Annotated in this window: 18 protein-coding genes; 9 read left to right on the top strand and 9 right to left on the bottom strand. The window is 62.7% G+C overall.

Going from position 1 to position 17114, the window contains the following annotated elements; genetic code table 11:
• Nucleotides 1-96: 96 nt before the first annotated feature.
• Nucleotides 97-1032 carry a glycine/sarcosine/betaine reductase selenoprotein B family protein gene (locus E0H22_RS16635; RefSeq protein WP_233022116.1) on the bottom strand — a complete coding sequence of 312 codons (936 nt, stop codon included), beginning with the start codon at nt 1030-1032 and terminating at the stop codon, nt 97-99.
• 88 nt (nt 1033-1120) lie between these two features.
• Here E0H22_RS16635 and E0H22_RS16630 point away from each other — a divergent pair, with 88 nt between their 5' ends.
• From E0H22_RS16630 to tsaA, 5 genes are all read left to right on the top strand, one after another.
• Nucleotides 1121-2077 carry a lytic transglycosylase domain-containing protein gene (locus E0H22_RS16630; RefSeq protein WP_233022115.1) on the top strand — a complete coding sequence of 319 codons (957 nt, stop codon included), beginning with the start codon at nt 1121-1123 and terminating at the stop codon, nt 2075-2077.
• Nucleotides 2078-2161: 84 nt separating this feature from the next.
• Entirely contained in the window at nt 2162-2896 is a 735-nt protein-coding gene (locus tag E0H22_RS16625; RefSeq protein WP_233022114.1) for an AzlC family ABC transporter permease, read from the top strand.
• Nucleotides 2897-2901: 5 nt separating this feature from the next.
• Nucleotides 2902-3246: an AzlD domain-containing protein gene (locus tag E0H22_RS16620; protein ID WP_233026397.1), complete on the top strand. Its 345-nt coding sequence runs from the start codon at nt 2902-2904 to the stop codon at nt 3244-3246.
• Between the two features lie 168 nt (nt 3247-3414).
• A complete protein-coding gene (locus E0H22_RS16615) occupies nt 3415-4401 on the top strand; it encodes a Bug family tripartite tricarboxylate transporter substrate binding protein (RefSeq protein ID WP_233022113.1) in 987 nt (328 codons plus the stop codon).
• A gap of 14 nt (nt 4402-4415) precedes the next feature.
• On the top strand, nt 4416-4907 hold the full coding sequence (gene tsaA / locus E0H22_RS16610; RefSeq protein ID WP_233022112.1) for a tRNA (N6-threonylcarbamoyladenosine(37)-N6)-methyltransferase TrmO: 492 nt from the start codon (nt 4416-4418) through the stop codon (nt 4905-4907).
• 129 nt (nt 4908-5036) lie between these two features.
• Here the strand turns inward: tsaA and E0H22_RS16605 are convergent, their stop codons facing one another.
• From E0H22_RS16605 to E0H22_RS16590, 4 genes are all read right to left on the bottom strand, one after another.
• Nucleotides 5037-5468, bottom strand: a complete 432-nt coding sequence (locus E0H22_RS16605; protein ID WP_233022111.1) for an HIT domain-containing protein — start codon at nt 5466-5468, stop codon at nt 5037-5039.
• A gap of 50 nt (nt 5469-5518) precedes the next feature.
• On the bottom strand, nt 5519-6766 hold the full coding sequence (locus E0H22_RS16600; RefSeq protein ID WP_233022110.1) for a GNAT family N-acetyltransferase: 1248 nt from the start codon (nt 6764-6766) through the stop codon (nt 5519-5521).
• A 239-nt stretch (nt 6767-7005) separates the two neighbouring features.
• The gene (locus tag E0H22_RS16595) at nt 7006-7752 is read right to left on the bottom strand and encodes a glycerophosphodiester phosphodiesterase (RefSeq protein ID WP_233022109.1); all 747 of its coding nucleotides are present in this window, start codon (nt 7750-7752) and stop codon (nt 7006-7008) included.
• 15 nt (nt 7753-7767) lie between these two features.
• The gene (locus tag E0H22_RS16590; protein WP_233022108.1) at nt 7768-8235 is read right to left on the bottom strand and encodes a RidA family protein; all 468 of its coding nucleotides are present in this window, start codon (nt 8233-8235) and stop codon (nt 7768-7770) included.
• Between the two features lie 257 nt (nt 8236-8492).
• Between E0H22_RS16590 and E0H22_RS16585 the strand changes: the two genes are divergently transcribed.
• Complete coding sequence (locus E0H22_RS16585; protein WP_233022107.1) at nt 8493-9365, top strand: cell envelope integrity EipB family protein; 873 nt, start codon at nt 8493-8495, stop codon at nt 9363-9365.
• Nucleotides 9366-9597: 232 nt separating this feature from the next.
• On the opposite strand, the gene E0H22_RS16580 is transcribed toward E0H22_RS16585, so the two are convergent.
• The gene (locus E0H22_RS16580) at nt 9598-10971 is read right to left on the bottom strand and encodes a malonyl-CoA decarboxylase (protein WP_233022106.1); all 1374 of its coding nucleotides are present in this window, start codon (nt 10969-10971) and stop codon (nt 9598-9600) included.
• A gap of 168 nt (nt 10972-11139) precedes the next feature.
• Here E0H22_RS16580 and E0H22_RS16575 point away from each other — a divergent pair, with 168 nt between their 5' ends.
• Nucleotides 11140-12126 (top strand): ABC transporter substrate-binding protein, encoded by a 987-nt coding sequence (locus E0H22_RS16575; RefSeq protein WP_233022105.1) that lies wholly within the window; start codon nt 11140-11142, stop codon nt 12124-12126.
• A gap of 197 nt (nt 12127-12323) precedes the next feature.
• On the opposite strand, the gene E0H22_RS16570 is transcribed toward E0H22_RS16575, so the two are convergent.
• The gene (locus E0H22_RS16570) at nt 12324-13319 is read right to left on the bottom strand and encodes a flavin reductase (protein WP_233022104.1); all 996 of its coding nucleotides are present in this window, start codon (nt 13317-13319) and stop codon (nt 12324-12326) included.
• A gap of 141 nt (nt 13320-13460) precedes the next feature.
• Here E0H22_RS16570 and E0H22_RS16565 point away from each other — a divergent pair, with 141 nt between their 5' ends.
• On the top strand, nt 13461-14507 hold the full coding sequence (locus E0H22_RS16565) for a 2,5-dihydroxypyridine 5,6-dioxygenase NicX family protein (RefSeq protein ID WP_233022103.1): 1047 nt from the start codon (nt 13461-13463) through the stop codon (nt 14505-14507).
• Between the two features lie 136 nt (nt 14508-14643).
• Nucleotides 14644-15351, top strand: a complete 708-nt coding sequence (locus E0H22_RS16560) for an acyl carrier protein (protein ID WP_233022102.1) — start codon at nt 14644-14646, stop codon at nt 15349-15351.
• An 8-nt stretch (nt 15352-15359) separates the two neighbouring features.
• Here E0H22_RS16560 and E0H22_RS16555 read toward each other — a convergent pair whose 3' ends face one another.
• The gene (locus E0H22_RS16555) at nt 15360-16655 is read right to left on the bottom strand and encodes a DNA polymerase IV (RefSeq protein ID WP_233022101.1); all 1296 of its coding nucleotides are present in this window, start codon (nt 16653-16655) and stop codon (nt 15360-15362) included.
• Nucleotides 16652-16951 carry a DUF3572 domain-containing protein gene (locus E0H22_RS16550; RefSeq protein ID WP_233022100.1) on the bottom strand — a complete coding sequence of 100 codons (300 nt, stop codon included), beginning with the start codon at nt 16949-16951 and terminating at the stop codon, nt 16652-16654. Before E0H22_RS16550 ends, E0H22_RS16555 begins: the two co-directional genes overlap by 4 nt.
• Nucleotides 16952-17114 lie beyond the last annotated feature (163 nt).

Genomic DNA, 17114 nt, shown 5'->3' with positions numbered 1-17114 from the left:
CTACGCGGTTCCCTCTCACGGGGAAGGCTCCGGCGATGTCTGAACGAAGTTAACGTAAATCAAACTTAAGACCGGTCGCCGAAAACCGGCCACAATTCACGCAGCGGTATCCCGCAGCCCCCTGGCGATTTCCTTCTGCTTGTCGAATTCGGCGCGGCGGCGGGCCAGCTCCTCCTCGCTGAGCAAAGCGACATTGTTGTAGTCGTTCTTCCATGCCGGATCCTGCGCCCAGCGCAGTGGGGACTGCATGGTCGTCTGTGGTCCGGCTGCGGACTCCAGCAGCCGCAGCGCCAGTTCTAGCGTCAGCGCCTGCGAAGCCTTGTCGTGGGGCTTGCCTGCGGAATTGCCGAGCGGGAAGTCGCTGAACAGAAAGCGCGGCACGCCCACATGTTCGACGATGTCCTTGGCGCAGCCCATCACCACGGTGGGGATGCCATTTGTTTCCAGATGCCGCGCGACGATGCTGACGGTCTGGTGGCAGACCGGACAGTTCGGCACCAGCACGGCGGCATCGATGCCGTCAGCCTGCGCGCGGGCGAGGATGTCCGGCGCGTCGATCTCGATGGTGACGCGGTGGCTGCGATTGGTCGGTGCGCCGAAGAAGCGTGGCGCGACTTCGCCGATGCGGCCTTGCGCCGCGGCCTGTTTCAGCGTTGCGAGCGGAAACCAGGTGCCGCTGTCATCGGCTGTGGTGTGGACGCGGTCATAGGCGATGTGGGAGATGCGCAGGTCGTGGGTCTGCGACGTGTCGCCATCATAGACCTGATAGAATTTGGCGCCGCCATTGTAGAGCGCACCTGGCCCCTGGTCGCCCTTGTCGGGATCGTAGGGCGCCGCTGTCGTGATAATGGCGACGCGCGAATGTGCCAGCGGCTTCTTCAGCGATTGGAAGGGCGCATCCACATTGTGCGCCCAGCGATAGGGAGCATCGTAGCCGAGGGCGCGGTAATAGGCGCGGGTACGGGCCATGTACTGGATCGGCACATCGTCCTGCGCGGCGCGGTCCGGGGTCTCGTGCTGGAGGTCGCTCATGATTTCCTTCCCGTATCCGCCTTATTTGTTTCATAGCTAGCCCGTTGCAAATCACCGATCAAGGCGCGGAACTCGCGCAGGGCCTTGCATGACGCGATGGACCACCGCAGCGATGACGGGCATCGCGATGCTCCTGGCCGGGCAGGCGTGCGCCGACGATCTGCCGCTCAGCGAACGGGCCAAGCCGGGTGCTGATCGCATGATGCCCATGCGCCCGGCCGTGCCGGACACCGGCCGCGACAGCAGCGCGCGCGAGGCGATGTGTCTGATGATCGAGTCGGCCGCGCGCGCCAACGACCTGCCGCTGGAGTTCTTCGCCCGCGTGATCTGGCAGGAGAGCCGCTTTCAGCCCGACGCCGTGGGACCGATGACGCGCAGCGGCCAGCGCGCGCAAGGTATTGCGCAATTCATGCCGGGCACGGCTGCCGAACGGCGATTGCTGGATCCGTTCGATCCGGTGCAGGCGTTGCCGAAGTCGGCGGAGTTTTTGCGCGAACTCCGCGACCAGTTCGGCAATCTCGGCCTCGCGGCGGCGGCCTACAATGCCGGTCCGCGCCGCGTGCAGGAATGGCTCGACGGCAAAGGTTATATGCCCGGCGAGACCCGCAACTATGTCTCGGCGATCACCGGCGCGACGGTGGAGGACTGGCAGGCTGCCGGCCGGAACGGCAAGGCGCTGCCACGCCCGCAGACCTCGAGCTGTCGCGACCTGATGGCGCTGCTGCAGCGGGCGCCCAATCCGTTCGTGGCGCAGCTTGAGGCTCGCGTAAAACTCGGCGAATCCAAGCCCTGGGGCGTCCAGCTGTCGGCCGGCTTCAACCGCGACCGCGCGCTGATGCAATATGCTCGCGCCATGGTCCGCCTGCGCTCGGTGGTCGGCGATCACGATCCGAACCTCTTGCGTTCGATCTTCCGCAGCCGCGGCACGCGGCCGTTCTATCAGGTCCGGATCGGCGCCGACACACGTGAGCAGGCGAACGGCCTGTGCAGCCAGATCCACAAAGCCGGGGAGGCCTGTCTCGTGCTGCGCAACAGGGGCGCGTAAAGCGGCCATGCGTGGCGCGCACTTGACCGCCGCTGCATTCGGTAGCCAATGAGCAGCGGATCATTCGAATGGAAGCGGACTGTCGTGGCGCTACCTGCTCTGGACTCACGGCGATGGCAGGGGACGGCATCGGCGTTTCTTTATGGCCTGCGGTCAGTGGCCGCCACGATCCTCACCGCAGTGTTGTTTGCGACTTATCTCGGTATCGGCGCGCTGGCGCATGATACGCATTTCAGCCTGTTCTGGGCGCTGTTGAGCACGGCGCTGATCTGGGCCGGCCCCGCGCAGATCATCCTGCTGGCGGCGCTCGGCTCCGGCGCGACCGTCATTCAGGCGGCGATCGCCGTTGGCGTCAGCGGCATTCGCCTGTTTCCAATGGTGGTTTCGGTGCTGCCGATGCTGCGGATGCCGGATACCAGGAAGCGGCAGCTCATCCTGCCCTCGCATTTCATCGCAGTGACGCTTTGGGTCGAGTGCTTTCGCCTGATGCCGCTGGTGCCGCGCGAGCGGCGCATCGCTTTCGTCAACGGGCTCGGCTGCGGCCTCGTCGCGACATGCCTGATCGCCACATGGATCGGTTATCATCTCGCCGCCAATCTGCCGCCGTTGTTTGGTGCTGCGATCCTGCTGCTGACGCCGCTGGCATTCCTTCTGTCGACGGCACGCAACTGCAAGAAGTTGCCGGATGTGATCGCGTTGGCGCTCGGCCTCGCGCTGTTTCCCGTCGTGTCGTGGTTCAACACCGGCGTCGACATCCTGATCTCCGGTATTTCCGCCGGCACCATTGCCTATGGCGTGCATCGCTGGAGGCGGCGATGAGCGAGCTGCAGACCTTCATCGGCAACTGGCATGCGCTCGTCATCCTCGTGCTCGCCGGCTTCCTGCCCAACGAGGTCTGGCGCATGCTCGGCCTCTGGCTCGGAGGTGGCATTGACGAGGAGGCGGACGTCCTCGTGTGGGTGAGAGCGGTGGCGACCGCGATTCTCGCCGGCGTGATCGCGCAGATCCTGGTGTTTCCGCCCGGTGCGCTCGCGACCGTGCCGGCGCCGCTGCGCTATGGTTCGGTGTTGTTCGGGTTGCTGGTCTTTCTCGGTGTGAAACGCTCGATCTTCGCGGGTGTGTTGTGCGGCGAGCTGATGATGGTCGGCGGCAAATATTGGTTGGGATGATGTTTTCCGTAGAGCGGATGAGTGCAGCGTAATCCGCCGTTCTTCGCCACACACAGTCGGCCGTCGGATTACGCTGCGCTCATCCGACCTACGGCTGTCGCACTTGTCTCACTACATAAACGCGATAGTGTCTCCCGCAAGCAAAACAACAATGCCCCGGGAGAGACAATGACCTCGCGCCTGCGCTCCGCTCTGCTATCGACAGTCATCATCGCGGCAACAGCCATCGTTGCGCCGCTGGCCCGCGCAGCGGAATATCCGGTGCGTGCCATCAAACTCGTCGTACCTTATGCCGCGGGGGGACCGACCGATGTGCTGGCGCGGCTCGTCGCCGATTATCTCGGTCGCGACCTCAAGCAAACCACAGTGGTCGAGAACAAGCCGGGCGCGCAGGGTGCCATCGCCGCCGAAATGGTGTCGCGTGCAGATCCTGACGGCTACACGCTGTTTGTAACCGCGGCATCCATCATGGTGCTCAATCCGCTGCTCTACAAGAAGCTGCCCTACGATCCGCAGAAGGATCTGCGCATGCTGACGGTGGTCACCGATCTGCCGGTCGTGATGGAGGTGCATCCGTCTGTGCCGGCGAAGACGGTCAAGGAATTCGTCGCCTATGCGAAGGCCAATCCCGGCAAGCTCAATTTCGGCTCGGCGGGGACAGGCGGCACGATTCATCTGGCGGGCGAGATGTTCAAGCAGATCGCCGGCGTTGAGATGACCCATGTGCCCTATAAGGGCGCGGGTCCGGCGCTGACCGATCTGCTCTCGGGCAATATCCAGGTGATGTTCGATACGCTGTCCACGGCGCTGCCGCCGGTGAAGTCAGGTCTGCTGCGTCCGCTCGGCGTATCCTCGAAGGAGCGCAGCCCCGATCTGCCCGACGTGCCGACCGTCATCGAGAGCGGCTATCCCGATTATCAGGTCGGCGTCTGGTTCGGTCTCGCCGGATCGTCCAGGCTGCCGGACGCGGTGGTGACGAAAGTCATGGCCAGCATGGATCGGGCGCTGAACGATGCTGCCTTCCGTGCCTCGCTGGAGAAGATCGGCTTTCCCGTGCTGAAGCCGAAGACGGTCGCCGAAATCAATCAATTCGTTGACGAGGACCGCGCGCGGTGGTCGAAAGTCATCAAGGCGATGAACATCTCGCTGGATTGATCAAGGGATGCAGCATGGTTCGTGAAAGTGAAATCCGTGCCGGCGAGGTCGTCGTCGATGCACCGAAACCGAACCATGCGGGGCTCGTCTATATCGGCCGAATCCGCACGCCCTGGACGTCGCGGCTGGAAACGCCGCGGCAGGGCCGACATGACGGGCCGGTGTGCCGCCTCGAAGTCTTCGAGCCATGGGTGGCGGGGCTGAAAGATCTCGAACTCTACAAGACGCTCGAGGTGCTTTACTGGCTGCATCTGTCGCGCCGCGACCTCGTGCTGCAAAGCCCGAAGAATGACGGCGCCGCGCGCGGCATCTTTTCGCTGCGTACGCCGGTGCGGCCGAACCCGATCGGCACGTCCATGGTGAAGCTGGTGGCGATCGAGGGGGCGACGGTGCTGGTGCGCGGGCTCGATTGTCTCGACGAGACGCCGCTGCTGGACATCAAGCCCGACCGCTGCGAGTTCACGCCGCTGGCGCCGCCGCAGCCCGGGGATTTTCAGACGGAGTAACAACCTCCGCCCTCATCCTGAGGAGCGGCCGTAGGCCGCGTCTCGAAGGATGGCGACGGGCTCCGAGCCAAGTCGGCTCATGGTTCGAGACGCGCGCAAAGCGCGCTCCTCACCATGAGGGGCGGCGTGTTATCCCAGCGCCTTCAACGCGGCGATGAGCTTCGCGGCATTCTCTTCCAGCACCTTCGGGTCTTCCTTGACGCTTGCTGCCGGCAGCAGGGCCGTGCCCTCGAAGCGCGGCATCACGTGCATGTGCAGGTGAAACACCACCTGGCCGCCGGCTGTCTCCGAATATTGCGCGACGGTCATGCCGTCGGCATTGAAAGCCTGCTTCGCCGCGATGGCGATCTTCTGCGCGGCGCGGACCACATGGGCGTAGTCCTCCGGCAGGATGTCGAAGATGTTTCGCGCAGCAGCCTTGGGGATCACCAGCGTATGGCCGGGCGAGCGCGGCATGATGTCGAGGAAGGCGAGAACGTGATCGTTCTCGTAGACTTTCACACAGGGCAGCTCGCCGCGCAGAATCTTGGCGAAGATATTGTTGTTGTCATACGCGACCATGGAATCCTCCCGACATTGCGCCGGGAATGTCGCCGCAGCCGCCGCTGCGGTCAAGCGGCCGGATCGCCCCTGCGGAACGGGCCGAGCTCGGCCAGTTCGCGGCCGGCCTCGGCGACATAAGCGCGTTCGCGCTTGAGATAATCCGCCACCGCGGCGCGAAACCCGCGATCCCTGATGTAATGGGCGGAATAGGTGGTCTGGGGGAGATAACCGCGGGCGATCTTGTGCTCGCCCTGGGCGCCGGCCTCCACCGTCCTGAGCCTGCGGCGGATCGCAAAGTCGATGGCCTGATAATAGCAGACCTCGAAATGCAGGAACGGATGGTGTTCGATGGCGCCCCAGTGGCGGCCGAACAGCGTGCTTGATCCGATGAAATTGATGGCGCCGGCGATGAAGCGGCCGTTGCGCTTCGCCATGATCAGCGCCACGTCATCCGCCATGGTCTCGCCGATCAGGGCGTAGAATTCGCGGGTGAGATAGGGGCGGCCCCATTTACGCGAGCCCGTCTCCATGTAGAAATCGAAGAAGGCGTCCCAGGCCTCCTCGGTGATGTCGGCCCCTGTCAGTGTTTCGATGGTGATCCCGGCGGCGACGGCATCGCGGCGCTCGCGTTTGATGGCCTTGCGGTGGCGGGAGTTCAGCGTGGCGAGGAAGTCGTCGAAACTCCCGTAGCCGGGATTGTGGAAGTGAAACTGCTGGTCGGTGCGCTGGAGAAAGCCGCGCTCGGCGAGAAACTTCCATTCGTCCTCGCGGGCGAAGGTCACATGCACCGATGAGGCATCGGTGGCCTCGCAAAGCCCGACGAGGCCGCCGGCCAGTGCCTCGCTGACGCGTCCGGCGTCCACGCCGTCGCGGATCAGGAGGCGGGGGCCGGTGGCCGGGGTGAAGGGCACCGAGACCTGCAACTTCGGATAATAGTCGCCGCCGGCGCGCTCATAGGCGTCGGCCCAGCCGCGGTCGAAGACATATTCGCCTTGGGAATGCGATTTCAGATAGCACGGTACGATGCCGACAATGGCACCGTCCTGCCTGGCGAGCAGGTGCCGCGGCCCCCAGCCGGTGCGCGCGCAGGCTGAATTCGATTTCTCAACGGCGCTTAGAAAAGCGTGGGAAACGAATGGGTTATAAGGCGACGTTGAACTTGAGTTGACAGTGCTTGAGAGCGTGTCGAGGTCAGCCAGATCGCCCGCCAGAGTCTGCCCCGCAACGGCGCGCCCGGTCGCGCAGGCGTCCCATTCCGCTTGCGGCACCTGGCTGATCGATCCGACTGCTTCGAGGGTAATATCCGATGACGTCATCAATCACTTGAACCGGTCATGTGCGATCAGCGCGGCGACCTCGCGTTTCAAGTGGGCACTTCGTGTCGCACTTCAAGACCCGAAGCCGAGCTACTCCGCCCTCATCCTGAGGAGGCGCGAAGCGCCGTCTCGAAGGATGGCTGCGAGACTCCGGAGCCAAGCCAGTCATGGTTCGAGACGCGCGCAAGGGCGCGCTCCTCACCATGAGGGGAGCGTGTGGGGATGGTTGTCCTTTTGGGTTAAGGGACAAAACCCTCGAACGTCATCTGGTCGGCCCATCGCTCCGTGATCGCGCGCTGCTCCGGCGTGCGCACGGTCCAGGTGATAAGTGCGCAGCCAAAAATGTTGCGAGCGATCCAGGGAGCCGGGGCGGGGAGCTGCTTGACCCAGTAGGAGACGAAATGCGGTCGGGTGCGGAACGCGTGGCGGAGATGCAGCATGCCGTCACGCTGGGCCTGTGTCAGCGTCAGCCATTCGCCGTCGTTATAAGTGCGCTGGGCGGTGATGCCGCGCGGGACCTGCGGCGCGATCTCGCGCATGGCGAGCACCTGATCGGGATCGAACGACATCATGGCCGCCGGGCCGCGATAGGCGCGGAGCAATTCGGTGGCGCGGCGGACCAGTCGACGGTCGCGGTCAAAGTGGCTCTTGACCTCAATGACGAGGCCGACACGGCCATCCACCAGCGCGAGGAGATCGCCGAGCGACATCATGCGCTCGGGCGTATCCTTGAAGGCGACGGCCTTCAGTTCGGCGGCGGTCTTGGCGAGGAGGGGGCCAGAGCCTTCGGTCAGGCGGCCGAGCTCGTCATCGTGATGGACCATCGCCTCGCCATCGGCGGTGAGCTGGATGTCCACTTCGATGGAAAAATTGCCCGCGATGGCCGCGTTCATGGCGCCGGGCATGTTCTCGACGATGCCGCGGGCGCGGTCGTGCAGGCCGCGATGCGCGACCGGGCGGGCGATCAGCCAGTCGGGTGCGCGCATCGCGAGTGTCCTGAATCAGGCGACTTCGAACACCGCATCGACCTCGACGGCGCAATCGGCCGGCAGCGAGGCGACGCCGACAGCGGCGCGGGAGTGACGACCCTTGTCGCCGAACGCGGCGACCATCAGGTCCGAGGCGCCGTTGATGATCTTCGGTGCATCGACGAAGTCGGGCGTCGAATTCACGAAGCCGCCGAGACGCACCACACGGGCGACCTTGTCGAGATCGCCGAGGGCGGCCTTGACCTGGGCGAGAATGTTGATGGCGCAGCCGCGGGCGGCGGCGACGCCATCCTCGAGGCTGACATTGGCGCCGAGCTTACCCTTGGCGATCAGCTTGCCATCGGCGCCGAGGCAGATCTGGCCGGAGACGAACAGCAGATTGCCGGTGCGCACGAAGCCCACGTAATTGGCTACCGGGCTGACCGGTTCATGAAGGGTGACACCCAATTCCGCGAGTTTCTGCTCGACTGCACCTGGCATGCAAAAAATCCCCAAAGTTCGATGTTGAGCCTGAACGGCGTTGCCGGCGGACAGGCAAGTCTGTTTCCCCCATCGTGTCCGCCCATGCAAGTGACGTTCGGACGACGGCTAACGCGCATCCCCTGATCCGGCTTCCGCCACAATCCTTGCGAAATATGGCATTCCGCGGGTCGTGGCCGGACGTGCCGCAGACGGCCCCAGTTGCGGCGCAATAGGGCGCTCTCTATTGTGATGGTTTCAACACAAGGGACGAATCCATGCGCCGCTCCGCCCCGCTCTTGCGTTCCTCGGCTGCCGCTTTGGCGCTCAGCGCCGCTGCATTGCTGGCGCCCGCAAGCCATGCAGCGGCGCCGGGATCGACGGTGCCGTTCCTTGCGCATCAGGCGCTGTATGAACTGAAGCTCAGCAAATCGCGCGGCAATGCCAATGTGAACGCCGCCACCGGCCGCATCCTGTACAGCTTCACCGGCAGCAGCTGCGAGGGCTATTCCTCCGATTTCCGTCAGGTCTCGGAGCTCAACAGCGGCGAGGACAAGACGACGCTGAGCGATCTGCGCTCCACCAGCTGGGAGTCCGGCGACGGCAAGAGCTATCGCTTCAAGATCGACACCCAGATGAACGACGGCGATCCCAACAAGATCGACGGCATCGCCGAGCGCGAAGGCGATCATATCAATGTCAAGCTGACGCTGCCGGCGAAGAAAACCATCAAGCTCGATGGTGACATCGTATTTCCGACCGAACAGATCCATCGCATTATCGCCGCTGCGAAAGAGGGCAAGTCGGTTCTCGAACTTAACGTGTTCGACGGCTCCGACACTGGCGAGAAGGTCTACAGCACCCTGACGGTGATCGGGCAGGCGATCCCGGGCGATCGCAAGGTCGCGCAACCCGATCCGTCGACAAGCGACGACAAGATGAAGGCGCTGGTGCGCTGGCCGGTGACGGTGAGCTACTATGACAAATCTGCAAAGGCGAGCGATGGCGGCGAGCAGACACCGGTCTATGCCATGTCGTTCGAACTCTACGAGAACGGCGTGTCCCGCGCGCTGGCGCTGGACTACAACGATTTCGTCATCGCGGGCGCGATGAGCAAGCTGATGGTGAAAGAGACCAAGGCTTGTAAGTAATTCCTTCTCCGGTTGCGGCCGGCGGTTCCACTTGGTCGCCGAAGCAGCTCGTGGCCATCCTTCGAGACGCGGCCGAAAGCGGCCGCTCCTCAGGATGAGGAAGGAGTATGGCGCCATAGAAGACCCTCATGGTGAGGAGCCCGCGAAGCGGGCGTCTCGAACCATGCAGACCGAACACTATCCTCCTCCGTATGCGATAGCTCTGCCGCAAACGGGGAGAGGTCAAGGGCGATCACTCCGCCCTTGAAAACCGCATGCTATCCAGCAGCTTCAATCCGCCGCCTTCGGTTTTCAGCAGTTTCTTCACCGCGCCGGATGCCGCGATCTCGTAGTGGTCGGCATAGGCTTCGTGGTTCTTCTCGATATCGTCGAGACGATACAGATAGTTCACCATCAGGCTGGCGGACTCGCGCAGCCCCTTTGCCGAGGTGTCGCCGAGCCAGTCGATGCGCTCCAGCCGTGCACCATTGCCGAGATGGAAGCGGGCGACGGAATCCACCGGACCGCCGCGCGCGTTCTTCGCCTTCAGGAAGTAATGCGCGGCAAGGCCTTCCATGACAGGCTTGAGTTGCTCGCGCAGCGCGACATCGTTTACCCAGAGCGGATCGTCCAGCATCGCGACCAGGGCGCGGTCTTCGTCCGACAGGTTGAGATCGTCCGCCTTCTTCAGCCACTTCATGAAACCGGGGACCGGCGACAGGGTGACAAAGGTGTCGAGCTTCGGCAGCTCGCGGCGCAGCTCCTCGACCACCTGCTTGATCAGGAAATTGCCGAACGAAATGCCGCCGAGGCCGCGCTGGCAGTTCGAGATCGAATAGAACACGGCGGTGCGCGCGCGCTCGATCGGCACGGGCTGGCGATCCTTGGCGAGCAGCGGTGCGATGGCGCCGGGAATGGTTTCCGTCAGCGCGACTTCGACGAAGATCAGCGGCTCGTCGACCAAGGCGGGATGGAAGAAGGCATAGCAACGGCGATCGACCGGATCGATGCGGCGGCGCAGATCGTCCCAGTCGTGAATTTCGTGCACCGCCTCGTATTTGATGACCTTTTCGAGGATGTTTGCGGGCGTCGACCAGTCGATCCTGCGCAGCACGAGAAAACCCCTGTTGAACCACGATGCGAACAGATGAACGATGTCGTTGTCGACCGCGTTGAGCTCCTTGTTGCCGTTCTTCAGATCGAGCAGATCCTCGCGCATCTTGACGAGTTCGCTGGTGCCGCCGGGCGCACGGTTGAGCCGGCGGAACAGTTCCTGCCGTTGCGGCTCGGAGGCGACATGCAGCGCGCCGGCGCCTTCGCCGGTGGGTTTCGCGCGCCAGGCTTCGATGGCCTTTTCAAGCTTGTCGCGATCGGGGCCGTATTTATGCGCCAGCGTCTCGAAGAACATCGTGCGGCCGGCTTCGTCGAGCGATTGATAGCGATCGAGCACGCCGCGCGCGATGGCGGTGCCCGAGGCTTCGCCGCGGCCGGAGAGCAACTCGCCGCACAGGTCGATCAGGTCGATCGCATTCTGTTTGGGATCGACCGAGGCGGGGCCAAGCCGCAACAGGTTGCGGCCACGCTCGGAGATCGAGGCGAGGAGGTCGGAGAAGAAGTCGTTGCTCATGCTGAATCAGTTCCCGGCTGGAAGCCTCACCACTCACGCGACAATATAGCCCTTTGCGAGGCGTATTGCGCGGTCATTTGAAGCATGAAACAATCGTGAAGGGCAGAGTTCCGGCAAGAGTTTTGCATTTGATGGAAAAGCTCGATCGGCATCACAAGGGGATACACGATGAAGCGGACTTTTAAGCGTGGCGTTGTTGCGGCTTTGACGTTGGGTGCGTTGCTGAGCAGCGGAGCGGCATTTGCCCAGCAAACGATCAAGGTGGGCTGGACCATCCCCGCCGAGGAATCCAAATACTGGATGATGAAGCGCCCGCAGGAATTCGCGGATCTTGGCAAAAAGTACAACATCGAATGGGTGCAGTTTCAGGGCACCGCGCCGATGACCCAAGCGCTTGCGGCCGGCGCGCTGGATTGCGCAACGCAGTCGCCGCTGGCGCTGGCGCAGGGCGTGGTGGGCGGCAATCTGAAGGCCTATGTGGTCGCCCAGCATGTGTTCGAGAAGCCCGGCAGCTTCTCTGTCTACTGGGCGGTCAAGGATGACTCGCCGATCAAGACGATCGCGGACCTCAAGGGCAAGACGCTCTCCATCAACACGCTCGGTTCGGGCATCTACGGCCCGATGGCGATCCTGCTGAAACAGGCCGGCCTCGACGCGTCGAAGGATATCAAGCTGGTTGAGGTCGGCTTCGCGCTCTCGGAAGAAGCGCTGCGTTCGGGCCGCGTCGACTCGGCCGTGATGAACCAGCCTTTCGCCGCGCGCATGGAAGCCAAGGGCGGCACGCGAAAACTGTTCTCGCTGTCGCAACAGCAGGAAGGCATCGTGCATATCCTCGAAGCCTGCCGTGCCGATTTCGTCGACAAGAATCCGGATCTCGCCAAGGCCTATGTGCGTGACCTGACGCTGGGTATGCAGAAGGCACTCGCCAATCGCGAGGAAACGCTGAAGGTCGTCAATGAGGTGATGAAGGCGCCGATCCCGGTGCTGGAGACGTATCTGCTGAAGGAAAACGATTTTGCCCGCGACCCGGGCGCTGCGCCGAACTTCGATGCGATCCAGAAGATGCTCGATGTCTATGTCGAGACGGGGATGTTGTCTAAGAAGGTGGACGTGTCGGCGTGGAAGAATCCGGGCGTGGTGGCGCCGATCAAGTAACACTACTTGTCATTCCCGGGCTTGACCCGGGGATCCATCTTTACTTCACGTGCGATGAAGACGGATGGCCGGGTTTTGTCCCGGCCATTTTCGCAGGAGCGTAGGATGGGTTGAGCCTAGCGAAACCCATCACAACAAGCTTGGTGTGTATGGTGATGGGTTTCGCTCCAGCGCTACGCGCCCGCGCTCTACCCATCCTACGCTTCTTCGCTTGTGTCGTTATCGATCAGCAGATCCAGTGCATATTTGATGGTCGCGCGCTCATCGTCGCTGAAGCGGTTGAGCACGGCCTCTTCGTGTTCCAGTGCCGCCCTCAACGCCGGCTTGACGCGCGCGCGGCCTTTCGCCGTGAGGTAAAGCGTGACGCGACGTCGATCGTCCGGCACGCTCTTCCGCTTGAGCAGCTCGTCGCGCTCCATGCGATCGAGCGTCTTGGTCAACCCCGGCTGCTTCATCAGCGCCATCGCGGCGAGTTCACCCACCGAAAGGCCCTCGACATCGATGAGGCAGGCGAGCACACGCCATTCCGGCACCGTCAGATCCCACTGCTTCAGTCGTGCATGAAATTCGCTGGAGACGTTGAAGCTCGCGCGCGCCAGCAGATAGGGCAGGTAGTTGCGGACAAAACTGTCGCTGGCGAGTGCGGGCGCTTGTCGCTGTCCCTTGTCGATGCGGCGGAGCTGGCCGGAGTGAAACACCAGCGGATCGTGGTTGTGCTCGACGAAGCGCACGACTTCGCCGACCAGGATCGTATGGTCGCCACCGGGATAGCGCGCCCAGGTCTTGCATTCGAAAATCGGCGCGAGACCATCGATCAGTGGCGCACCGGTGATGCCGGGTCGGTGCTCGATATCGACGAATTTGTCGGAGCCACGGCGGCCGAAGCGCATCGCCAGCTCACCATGATCGGCGCCGAGAAAGTGGATGGCGAAGGCGTCGGCTGCGACGAAGGGGTCGTGGCTGGGCGACGACTTGGCCACGCTCCACAGCACCAGCGGCGGATCGAGTGAGACCGAGGAAAACGAATTCGCGGTCATGCCGACCGGATGATCGCCGGCATGTGCGGTGACGACGGTGACACCGGTCGGAAACTGGCCGAGGGCTTGCCGGAAGGTCGCGGGATTGATCGGCTGCGCAGCGTCAGCAGAGTGGCTGTTTGTCGGGATGTTCTGAGCCGGCTTGTCTGTCGCCATGAAGTTCGCCGCTCCGGAGCGCGTCCCGATGCCTTGAAAAGCAGCGTTGCGCTGTCCTTTAATCCTAAAAATATTCCTTTTCATATAACATGGCCGCGCCTATCATCCAACGATAATCGCTATAAAACATGGAGAGGCAACATGCTGGCGGATCGCATCGAGGCGAAATGGATCGACGCATTCTGCGAGATTTTCGAACGCTGCGCGGTCAAGCCCGGCGACACTGCTGCAATCCTCTCCGAGACGCAATCGCGTGCGCTGAATGTCCATCTTGCCGAATTGGCATTGCTCCGCATGGGGGCGAAGCCGTTCCATGTCGTGATCCCGACCGCGCGCAACAGGCAGGTGGTGCCGGTCCGTTCCACCGGCGCATCGGAAGCGATCCAGCAGCTTGGCCCGGTGGTCTCGGCGCTGCAGCAGACAGGTTTCGTGGTGGATTGCACCATCGAGGGCCTGATGCATGCGAAGGAGACGCCGGACATCCTGAAGGCCGGCGCGCGTATTCTCGTGATCTCCAACGAACATCCGGAAGCGCTGGAGCGCATGGTGCCGGACAGCGCGCTGGAGAAGCGTGTGCGTGCGGCGGCGAAGATGCTGCGCGGCACGAAGCACATGAAGGTGACGTCGAAGGCCGGCACCGATCTCGACGTGAACATGGAAGGCGCGGCGACAGTCGGCGTCTGGGGCTGGACCGACAAGCCCGGCACGCTCGCCCATTGGCCCGGCGGTATCGTTGTCTCGTTCCCGAAGAGCAAGACCATCAATGGCACGGTGGTGATGGATGCCGGCGATATCAATCTCACCTTCAAGCGCTACCTGACGTCGCCGGTGAAGATGCTGTTCAAGGATGACTATCTCACCGAACTGACCGGCGAGGGAGCCGATGCCGAGATGATGAAGCGCTATCTCGCCGCCTGGGGAGACCGCGAGGCTTATGCGGTGTCGCATGTCGGCTGGGGCATGAATCCGAATGCGCGCTATGAAGCGCTGCAGATGTACGACCAGCGCGACACCAATGGCACGGAGATTCGCGCCGTGGCGGGCAATTTCCTGTTCTCGACGGGCGCCAATGAATTCGCCGGCCGCTATACGGCCGGACATTTCGATCTGCCGATCTTCAACACGACGATCACGCTGGACGGTGTCGACGTGATCAAGGACGGCGTGGTGCAGGACGTGTTTGGGTAGGATCACAAGCTCCGCCCTCATGGTGAGGAGCGCGCTCTTGCGCGCGTCTCGAACCATGGGAGTTTGGCTCGACGCCTTGTTGCTATCGTCGCGTAGCTGTATCCTACTGCCCCAATCGAGCTGCGGTGGAGTACTTATGTTCCAGAAAAAGGCTGCAAACTGCTTGAATCTGGTGGGTGACGGGGACGATGTCGATGTCCTCGTTTCCGTCGAGCGTGCCTTTGCGGTCAAGATTTCTGATGACGAGGCAAAGAACTGTGAGACAGTTGGCGATCTCTTCGATCTTGTGGCGACCAAGCTGCCGCCCTCACACTCTCAGCTTGCGGGGTGCCCGACAGCATTAGCATTTTTTCGATTGCGCGCCGCGCTCCGACGTCTTGGATATACGCAGCGCATGACGCCGTTGACCGACTTGCGTCCAATATTTCACGCAGAAGGAGCCCGGCATTTTCATTTCATTCTCTCGCGAGAGGTGGGCTTTGCTCTTCCCGCTTTGCAATTCAGTGCGGCAAGCATCGCGATTTTGGCGTTCATCTTGCTCGCTGCTGTCGTCTTTGCCTTTCTGACGGGATCTTGGCTGTCTCTATTGCCGGGCGTGGCGTTGATGATGGGGGCCTGCCGCCTGCTGCCCAAGATAATCCCTCGAGATGTTGCGATGCTGGGGAACTATGCTGTCCATTGCGGGATATGGAACTACGGAATGCTATCCAAACAATCCGGTGTCAGGCTCCGTGATTTTTGGAACACGCTTACGACGGTTGTCCGCGAGAGCTCTGGCACTGACTTTACCGGTATCATGCAACGAGATACCCGCTTCTTCCCAGAGCGGAAAACGGCGAGCTAGTTCAGAAATCAAGACCGCGGCTTTTCCGGCCCATCATACGCAATGCCCTTGATCACGGCGGCATTGCCGAATTTCTTCTTCAGCGCATCCATCGCGCGCTCGGCGTGGGCGGAGCGGCGATCGAGCATATTCTCGTCCCCGGCTTCGGAGCCAGGCCGCAATGCGCTGACGCCGGTGCCGATCAGGCGAAACGCCGTGCCGTCGATCTCCTTCGCCAGCATTTCGCGACTGATGTCGAAGATGCGTTTTGCGAGCTGCGTCGGCGACTGGATCGATTGCGAGCGCGTGCGCTGGCGGAAGTCTGCGGTCTTCAGTTTCAGCGTGATGGTGGTCCCTGAGAGTTCGCTGCTCTTTAGGCGCCCGGACACCTTTTCCGACAGGCGCCACAGGATCTTCTCCAGCGTGGCGAGGTCGCGGATGTCCTCGTTGAATGTCGTTTCGTTGGAAATCGTCTTGGCGCCGCGATCGGCAACGACGAGACGGTCGTCGATCCCCCGCGCAAGACGCCACAGCCGGCGCCCTTCGCCGCCGAACTGTTTCATCAGCTCCGTTTCTTCGGCGCGCTGCAGATCGCCGACCTTGCGGAAACCGCGTTGTGACAGCCGCTCCTGCGTCGCCGGTCCGACGCCATAGATGAAGCCGACAGGCTTTTCGGAGAGGAGGGCCATCGCATCTTCCTGATCGAGCGTCGCAAAGCCGCGCGGCTTGTCGAGATCGCTGGCGATCTTGGCGAGAAACTTGTTGACCGAGAGGCCCACCGACACGGTGATGCCGATCTCCCGCTCCACATCTGCCGCGAATTTTGCCAGCACCTTGGCCGGGATCATCCCGTGCACGCGCTGGGTGCCCGCGAGATCGAGAAACGCCTCGTCGATGGAGAGCGGCTCCACGAGCGGCGTCAGCGCTTGCATGGCGTGCCGGACCTCGCGGCCGACGCGGACATACTTTGCCATGTCCGGCTTGATGACCTTCGCCTCGGGGCAAAGGTCCAGCGCCTTGAACATGGGCATGGCCGAGCGCACGCCATAGGTGCGCGCGATATAGCAGGCGGCGGACACCACGCCGCGCTTGCCGCCGCCGATGATGACCGGATAGTCGTTGAGCGCGGGATTGTCGCGCTTCTCCACCGTTGCGTAGAAGGCGTCACAATCGATATGGGCGAGGGTGAGCGCGGGCAGGGCGCGATGGCGCACCAGCCGCGGCGAGCCGCAGGCGGTGCAACGCTTCAGACGCAGGTCGAGGTCGGCAAGGCAATCCCGGCAGAAGCAGCGCGGTCCGCTCACATCTGACGGGATTTGGGTCACGAGAAATCGCTGCCCGTCTGGGGGCCTCCCAGGGCCTGGCGGGCGGCGGCGATGGTGGTAGGCGGCAGTTGCGAGGCGCTGGCGAACGCCTGCACGGTTTCGTCGTCACGCAGCACGAAATCCAGCACGCTGACGAGAAATTGCGGATCCTTCGCAGCCGAACGCAGCGTTTCCGGGCCGATCCCGCTTTCGGACAGGAAGAGACCCAGCCGCTCGGGCTCTCCCGCCACGAAGGAGAGCGCCTGAATCGCAACGATTTCAGCCACTTCGCCGGGGTGCCGGGCTTGCTTTTTCATCACGCGTGTTTGCCTTTCCGTAACCTATCGTCTCTAGTTTGAATTATCATGCCCGAGTCATCCAAGTGATTCCAGTAATTGGGATTTTTGGTTCAAGCCGGGAGGTTCGGCGGCATTGATCCGCCGGCGCCGCGCCGAGGGCGTTGCGCAGGGAAACCGTTTA

It is taken from the genome of Rhodopseudomonas boonkerdii, from assembly GCF_021184025.1.
Lineage (GTDB): Bacteria > Pseudomonadota > Alphaproteobacteria > Rhizobiales > Xanthobacteraceae > Tardiphaga > Tardiphaga boonkerdii.
The sequence above is the reverse complement of the archived record's forward strand: the minus strand, read 5'-3'. Positions and strand labels throughout refer to the sequence as shown.

Excerpts from the sequence above, each read along its gene's own strand:
- E0H22_RS16615 (WP_233022113.1), top strand. The coding sequence starts at position 3,415 with ATGACCTCGCGCCTGCGCTCCGCTCTGCTATCGACAGTCATCATCGCG.
- E0H22_RS16595 (WP_233022109.1), bottom strand. The coding sequence starts at position 7,752 with ATGCGCGCACCCGACTGGCTGATCGCCCGCCCGGTCGCGCATCGCGGC.
- E0H22_RS16580 (WP_233022106.1), bottom strand. The coding sequence starts at position 10,971 with ATGAGCAACGACTTCTTCTCCGACCTCCTCGCCTCGATCTCCGAGCGT.
- E0H22_RS16550 (WP_233022100.1), bottom strand. The coding sequence starts at position 16,951 with ATGAAAAAGCAAGCCCGGCACCCCGGCGAAGTGGCTGAAATCGTTGCG.
- E0H22_RS16565 (WP_233022103.1), top strand. The coding sequence starts at position 13,461 with ATGCTGGCGGATCGCATCGAGGCGAAATGGATCGACGCATTCTGCGAG.
- E0H22_RS16635 (WP_233022116.1), bottom strand. The coding sequence starts at position 1,032 with ATGAGCGACCTCCAGCACGAGACCCCGGACCGCGCCGCGCAGGACGAT.
- E0H22_RS16560 (WP_233022102.1), top strand. The coding sequence starts at position 14,644 with ATGTTCCAGAAAAAGGCTGCAAACTGCTTGAATCTGGTGGGTGACGGG.
- tsaA (WP_233022112.1), top strand. The coding sequence starts at position 4,416 with ATGGTTCGTGAAAGTGAAATCCGTGCCGGCGAGGTCGTCGTCGATGCA.
- E0H22_RS16585 (WP_233022107.1), top strand. The coding sequence starts at position 8,493 with ATGCGCCGCTCCGCCCCGCTCTTGCGTTCCTCGGCTGCCGCTTTGGCG.
- E0H22_RS16605 (WP_233022111.1), bottom strand. The coding sequence starts at position 5,468 with ATGGTCGCGTATGACAACAACAATATCTTCGCCAAGATTCTGCGCGGC.
- E0H22_RS16630 (WP_233022115.1), top strand. The coding sequence starts at position 1,121 with ATGACGCGATGGACCACCGCAGCGATGACGGGCATCGCGATGCTCCTG.
- E0H22_RS16600 (WP_233022110.1), bottom strand. The coding sequence starts at position 6,766 with ATGACGTCATCGGATATTACCCTCGAAGCAGTCGGATCGATCAGCCAG.
- E0H22_RS16570 (WP_233022104.1), bottom strand. The coding sequence starts at position 13,319 with ATGGCGACAGACAAGCCGGCTCAGAACATCCCGACAAACAGCCACTCT.
- E0H22_RS16590 (WP_233022108.1), bottom strand. The coding sequence starts at position 8,235 with ATGCCAGGTGCAGTCGAGCAGAAACTCGCGGAATTGGGTGTCACCCTT.
- E0H22_RS16575 (WP_233022105.1), top strand. The coding sequence starts at position 11,140 with ATGAAGCGGACTTTTAAGCGTGGCGTTGTTGCGGCTTTGACGTTGGGT.